Genomic DNA, 6610 nt, shown 5'->3' on the forward strand with positions numbered 1-6610 from the left:
ATCGACAGCCTGATCGCATCGGCGTTTGCCGACAACCCGACCCTGGCCCAGGCAGTCGCCAGGGTCGACCAGGCCAAAGCGGCAGCCGGCGTAGCCAATGCGCAGCGCCTGCCCGCGGTTAACGGCAACGCAAACGCCACCCGGGCGCAGACGCAGAACACCCTGGGCGTCGGCGGCTCTACCACCATGCTCGAAAGTTCTTCCTCCATCGGCGCCGATTTCAGCTGGGAAATCGACCTTTGGGGACGCATCCGCGAGTCTGTGACCGCCGCGCAGCGGCGCCTGGATGCGCGCACGGCGGATGCCCAGGGCGCCCGCCTGTCGCTGGCGGCGCAAGTCGCCAACAACAGTCTTTCCCTGCGCGCCTGCGCTTATTCGCTGCAGGTGCGCGATGCCGACATCGCTTCGCGCGAAACCGAGCTGGTCCTCACGCGCAAACGGCGTGCGGTGGGTTATATCGCGCCCTCGGCGGAATTCAGCGCGCTGACCAACCTGGCTAACGCACGCACCGCGCGCATCAGCCAGCAAGAGCAGTGCACACGCAGCGTCGATGCGCTGGTAGCGCTGACCGGGCAGCCGGCGGCAGCGGTGCGCCGCCTGTTATTGCCAGCATCGCCGGCGGCAGCCAGCGCTGATCCGCAGGAAAGCAGCGCGATCCTGGACGATGTCGCGCATGTCATGCCGACCCCGCCGGCGATGCAGCTGGCGCTGCCGGCGACGGTGCTGCGCGACCATCCTAGCCTGGTATCGGCCGAACGCTCGCTGGCCGCGGCCTGGTCGGATATCGGCGTGGCTCGCGCACAGCGGCTGCCAACCATCAGCCTCAGTGCAATGCTGTCGGGGCAATGGCTGCGCGCCGTCGGCAATTCGGTCAATTTCACCAGCTGGTCGGCCGGGCCGGGATTGACCGTTCCTTTATTCGACGGCGGCGCCGGCGCCGCCAATGTAGATGCCGCCACCGGACGCTACCAGGAAGCAGCCGCGACATTGCAGGCAACTTTACGCACCGTCGTGCAGAACGTCGAGGATGCGCTGGCCTTCCAGACCTCGGCCGAAGACCGCGTGAAATCGTCGCAGGATGCGGTCGACGCCGCCCAGCTCAGCTTCCGCGCCAGCCAGGCGCAGTGGCGGGCAGGGGCCATCAGCATGTTCGAGCTGGAAGACATCCGGCGCCAGCGGCAGACCGCCGAAGAAAATTTCATCGCCGCCAAACGCGACCAGGGCCAGGCCTGGATCAGCCTGATGCAGGCCACCGGGCAAATCGATAGCCCGGGCTAATACCGCACCCAACTGTACGGCCGCCATCACAACCCTACGATAGCAATACACCAGGAAACCTTAATCATGAATGCCTCCGAACCATCGGCAGCAACTGCCAAATCCTCCCCGCGGCGCAAGGGCGTAGCCATCGCCGTAGCCCTCGCATTTGTTGCTGTAGCAGCCACCGCCGGCATCACCATGATGGTGAAATCCGGCAAGGCTGAAGCCAAGCCGGTCCAGACCACGCCGGCGCTGACAGTGACGCTCGCCAGGCCGGCCCAGGCAAGCTGGGCCGAGACCCTGAACGCATCCGGCGCCGTTGCGCCGTGGCAGGAAGCGATCATCGGCAGCCAGATCGGCGGCTACCAGCTGGACCAGGTGCGCGTCAATGTCGGTGACCGCGTCAAGAAAGGGCAGGTCCTGGCGCGCCTCAATCCAGACCTGCTGCGTGCCGAAGAGGCGCAGCTGGTTGCCGCTTACGAACAGGCCGAAGCCAATGCCAAACGCGCAATCTCGCTGCAGGGAAGCGGCGGCATCAGCGACCAGGACGTGCTGCAATCGACCACGCTGGCCAAGACGGCGCGCGCGCAGCTGGCGTTCAAGCAGCTGCAGCTGCGTTATACCGATGTGCTTGCGCCCGACGACGGCGTCATCAGCTCACGTTCCGCCACCCCCGGTTCGGTGGTGTCGACCGGCCAGGAATTGTTCAGGATGATATTGAAAGGGCGCCTGGAGTGGCGCGGCGAAGTGACAGCGGAACAGCTGGCCCGCATTGCCGCCAGCCAGCAGGTGGCACTGGCGCTGCCGGGCGGCGGCACGGCGTCTGCCGTGGTCCGGCAAACCGCGCCGTCGCTGGACAGCGGCTCGCGGCTCGGCATGGTGTATGCCGATATCGCCGACGGCCAGCCAGTGCGGGCCGGCATGTATGCAAACGGCTCGATCGCACTCAGCCCGACTCAGGCGCTGACGGTGCCGGCGCAGAGCATCGTCATCCGCGACGGCCATACTTATGTACTGAAGTTCAAGGATGATGGCAGCAGCAAGGTGGAACGGCTGGCGGTCGTCACCGGGCGCCGGCAGGGAACCGACATCGAAGTCGTCAAAGGCGTTGTGCAATCGGATCAGGTGGTAGTGCTCGGCGCCGGCTTCCTTAACGACGGCGATATCGTGCGGGTTGCCAGCGCGGACACAAGTGCCGGCGCCGCGCCGGCAGCCAAGGGGGTCAAATGAATTTCGCCACCTGGTCCATCCGCAACCCGATTCCGGCGATCCTGCTGTTCGCCTTGCTGACTATCGCCGGCATCATGGGTTTCCATAAGTTGCCGATCCAGAACCTGCCGGATATCGACCTGCCCACCATCAATGTCACGCTGACGCAGCCTGGCGCCGCGCCGGCGCAGCTGGAAACCGAGGTGGCGCGCAAGGTGGAAGACGCCTTGGCGACCATGAGCGGGCTCAAGCACCTGCGCACCTCGATCACCGACGGCCAGGTGCAGATCACGGTGGAATTCGTCCTTGAGAAAAATCTCTCGGACGCCCTGATCGACACCAAGAATTCAGTCGACAGCGTACGCTCGCAGTTGCCGACCGACCTGCAGCAGCCGACCGTCAGCGCCGTCACCGTCGGCGGTGATGCGGTGCTGGTGTACGCCATCGCCGCCGATATGGGCGAAGAGGCACTGTCCTGGTTTGTCGACGACACCGTTGGCAAGGCGATCCTGGCAGTGCCGGGCATCGGCCGCATAGACCGGGTGGGCGGCCTGACGCGCCAGGTGCGCGTCGCGGTCGATCCGGTGCGCATGGCGGCGCAGGGCGTGACCGCTGTCGATGTCTCGCAGGCGCTGCGCAACATGCAACAGGAATCGTCGGGCGGGCGCGGGCAGTTCGGCCAAGAAGAACAGTCGGCGCGCGTAATCGCGACGGTGCACCAGGCCTCGGAGCTGGCCGCGTTCCCGATAACGCTGGCCAACGGCCGCAAGCTCAGGCTGGACCAGATCGCCACCATCAGCGACGCCAGTGCCGAGCGCGCCCAGATTGCCTTGTTGGACGGCAAGCCGGTGGTCGGCTTCAAAGTGTTCCGCGCCAAAGGTTACGACGAAACCGTGATTGCGAAAAACGTCGGCGCGGCGCTGGAAAAGCTGCAAGCCAGCAACCACACGTTGAAGTTCACGCGGATTTCGGGAACCGTCGGCTACACCAAGGAGCAGTATGAAGGCTCGATGGACATGCTGTACGAAGGCTCGATCCTGGCGGTGCTGGTGGTCTGGTGGTTCCTGCGCGACTGGCGCGCGACCCTGGTCGCGGCCTCGGCGCTGCCGCTGTCGATCCTGCCTGCCTTTGCTGCCATGGCGTGGTTCGGCTTTTCCCTGAATACCCTTACCTTGCTGGCGCTGGCGGTGATCGTCGGTATCCTGGTGGACGATGCAATTGTCGAAATCGAGAATATCGAGCGCCATGCGCATATGGGCAAGCCGATCCTGCAGGCGGCCGGCGACGCGGTTACGGAAATCGCGCTGGCCGTGATGGCCACCACCATGGCCCTGGTCGTGGTGTTCCTGCCGACGGCCATGATGAGCGGCATAGCGGGCTTGTTCTTCAAGCAGTTCGGCTGGACCGCGGTGATCGCTGTCCTCACTTCGCTGCTGGTGGCGCGCATCCTGACGCCGATGATGGCCGCCTATCTGTTGAAGTCCAAGCCTGCGGTTGAACAGCAGGATGGTCGCATCATGCGCTGGTACCTGCATGCGGTGCGCTGGTGCATGGCGCATCGCAAGACCACCATGCTGGCGGCGACCCTGTTTTTTGTCGGATCGGTGGCCCTGATTCCATTCATCTCGACCGGTTTGATGCCGCCGGCCGACCGCGGGTATACCACGGTCAATGTCGAACTGCCGCCTGGCAGCTCATTGCAGAATACGCTGGCGGTAGCCGAACGGGCGCGCACCGCGCTTGGCAGCGTGGGCGGGATCGATAACATCTTCACCACGGTAGGCGTGTCGCAGGTGGTCGGCGGCGGGCAACTGCAGGCTGGCGAAGTGCGCAACGGATCGCTGACGCTTTCCTTGTCCGATCGCGCCAAACGTCCGCGCCAGACTGAAATCGAGAAAGCGGTGCGGCGCGCCCTGCTGAATGTGCCAGGCGCCCGTTTCACGGTTGGTGCGGGCGGTCCTGGCGAGAAAATGCAGCTGATCCTTGCCGGCGACAATGAAAATGCGCTGAAGGCGACGGCCCAGGCGATGGAGCGGCAGCTGCGCGGCGTCGGCAGCTTGGCCAATATCAGTTCCACCGCCAGCCTGGAACGCCCGGAAATCATCGTGCGGCCCGACTTGCAGCGCGCCAGCGAACTGGGCGTGTCGACCGCCGCCATCGGCCAGGTGGTGCGGATCGCCACGGCTGGCGATTTTTCGGCAAACCTGGCCAAGCTGAACCTGGACAACCGGCAAGTAGATATTAATGTCAGCGTGCCGGACGCCGACCGCCAGAACGTGACTACGTTTGCCAACCTGCATGTACTTGGCCGTAACGGCCTGGTGCCGCTTTCTTCGGTGGCGAGCTTGTCGGTGGAAAGCGGACCGTCGAAAATCGAACGATACGACCGCCGGCGTTACGTCACGGTCAGCGCCGATCTCGGCGGCATGCCTTTGGGCGAAGCCCTGGCGGCAGCGAAGGCGCTGCCGGCGGTGAAGCAGATGCCGTCCAGCGTGCAGCTGATCCAGACCGGCGATGCGGAAATTGCGGCGGAACTGGGCGCCGGCTTCATGATGGCGATCGTCATCGGCGTGCTGTGCGTGTTCTGCGTGCTGGTGCTGCTGTTCCGCGATTTCCTGCAGCCGGTCACCATCCTGTCGGCGATTCCGCTGTCGCTGGGCGGCGCCTTCCTGGCGCTGCTCATGGCGCGCAGCGAACTGGATATTCCATCGATGATCGGCCTGGTCATGCTGATGGGGATCGTGACCAAGAACTCGATATTGCTGGTCGAATACGCCATCGTCGGCAAACGCGACCGCGGCATGTCGGTGTTCGAGGCATTGATAGACGCCTGCCATAAGCGGGCCCGGCCGATCGTGATGACTACCGTCGCCATGATCGCCGGCATGGCGCCGATCGCCCTCGGCTTCGGCGCCGACTCCAGCTTCCGGCAGCCGATGGCGGTGGCCGTCATCGGCGGCTTGCTGACCTCGACCGCGCTGAGTCTGCTGGTGGTGCCGGTGGTGTTTACCTATATCGATGAATTCGAGCATTGGGCCAGGGGCCTGTTTTCCCGGAAGCACGATGGCCAGCTCAAGGAAATAGGGATGAATACCTGAAAAACAAATCCGGATATGATCTGTCTACGGACGTGGACGAGGGACAGACATGGACTGGATGAGAAAATTGGCCATTTTCGCGGCGATTGCGGCCACGATGGCGCTGGCAGCAGCAGCGACCGCGTCCGCTGCCGACTTGAAGGTCTTGACCTCCGGTGCCTACAAACAAGTCGTGGCGGCCATGGCGCCGCAGTTCGAGGCTAGTACCGGCAACAAGATCATCCTGGAAAACGATACCGCCGGCGGCATCGCCAAACGCATTGAGGGCGGCGCCGCGTTCGACGTGGCGATCATGACGCCGGACCTGATCGCGCAACTGGTCGCCAGACGGAAAGCGAACGCCGCCAGCGTGGTGAACCTGGCGCGGGTGGGCATTGGCGCCATGGTCCTGGCAGGCGCGCCGAAGCCGGATATCAGTACCGTGGAGCGTTTCAAGCAAGTCCTGCTCGACGCCAGGTCGGTGGCCTATATCGATCCCGCTGCGGGCGGATCCAGCGGGATCTACCTGGCGCAGCTGTTCCGGCAATGGGGAATTGCCGATGAAATCGAGCGCAAGGCGGTGAAGGTGCAGGGCGGTTACGTCGGCGATCATCTGCTGAACAATGAAGCGACGCTCGGTTTCCAGCAGATCAGCGAAATCCTCGCAGTCAAAGGCGTGGTGTTAATTGGGCCGTTGCCGGCCGAGATCCAGAATTTCACCGTCTACACCGCCGCCATCGGCGCCGCCAGCAAGGAACAGGCGGCGGCGCAGGCGTTCCTGCGTTTGCTGGCAAGTCCCGAAACGGCGCGGGTGCTGCAGGAAAAAGGAATGGAAGCGGTCAAGCCTTAGAATAAATCGATTGCGGTTAACTACAAGGAGAACGTCATGCAAGGAAAACTCAAATCGTTGTTGATGTCCGCATTGCTGGCGTCTGCGGCACTCCACGCCGGCGGCGCCATGGCGCAATCGGTGGCGGCTCCCGCTGCCGGCAATGCAGTCGCCACGCCGGACAATGCGCTGTTGCTGACCGTGTTCTTGAAACACGACCAGTCGCGCCCGCTGG

4 protein-coding genes are annotated in these 6610 nt (G+C 64.1%); all 4 read left to right on the forward strand.

Annotation, left to right across the window (positions count from 1 at the left end; translation table 11 throughout):
* The coding region (locus tag JWQ61_RS19005; RefSeq protein WP_304361873.1) for an efflux transporter outer membrane subunit at positions 1-1278 on the forward strand (1278 nt) is incomplete at its 5' end.
* A 66-nt stretch (positions 1279-1344) separates the two neighbouring features.
* Entirely contained in the window at positions 1345-2490 is a 1146-nt protein-coding gene (locus tag JWQ61_RS19010; RefSeq protein WP_304361874.1) for an efflux RND transporter periplasmic adaptor subunit, read from the forward strand.
* A complete protein-coding gene (locus tag JWQ61_RS19015; RefSeq protein ID WP_304361875.1) occupies positions 2487-5567 on the forward strand; it encodes an efflux RND transporter permease subunit in 3081 nt (1026 codons plus the stop codon). The genes JWQ61_RS19010 and JWQ61_RS19015 overlap by 4 nt, the downstream gene beginning before the upstream one ends.
* Before the next feature lie 58 nt (positions 5568-5625).
* Positions 5626-6396 (forward strand): substrate-binding domain-containing protein, encoded by a 771-nt coding sequence (locus tag JWQ61_RS19020; RefSeq protein WP_304361876.1) that lies wholly within the window; start codon positions 5626-5628, stop codon positions 6394-6396.
* The last annotated feature ends 214 nt before the right edge of the window (positions 6397-6610 follow it).

The organism is Collimonas fungivorans (assembly GCF_028292705.1).
Lineage (GTDB): Bacteria > Pseudomonadota > Gammaproteobacteria > Burkholderiales > Burkholderiaceae_D > Collimonas > Collimonas fungivorans_B.

Coding starts and splice junctions, on each gene's coding strand:
- JWQ61_RS19010 (WP_304361874.1), top strand. CDS start 1,345: ATGAATGCCTCCGAACCATCGGCAGCAACTGCCAAATCCTCCCCGCGG.
- JWQ61_RS19015 (WP_304361875.1), top strand. CDS start 2,487: ATGAATTTCGCCACCTGGTCCATCCGCAACCCGATTCCGGCGATCCTG.
- JWQ61_RS19020 (WP_304361876.1), top strand. CDS start 5,626: ATGAGAAAATTGGCCATTTTCGCGGCGATTGCGGCCACGATGGCGCTG.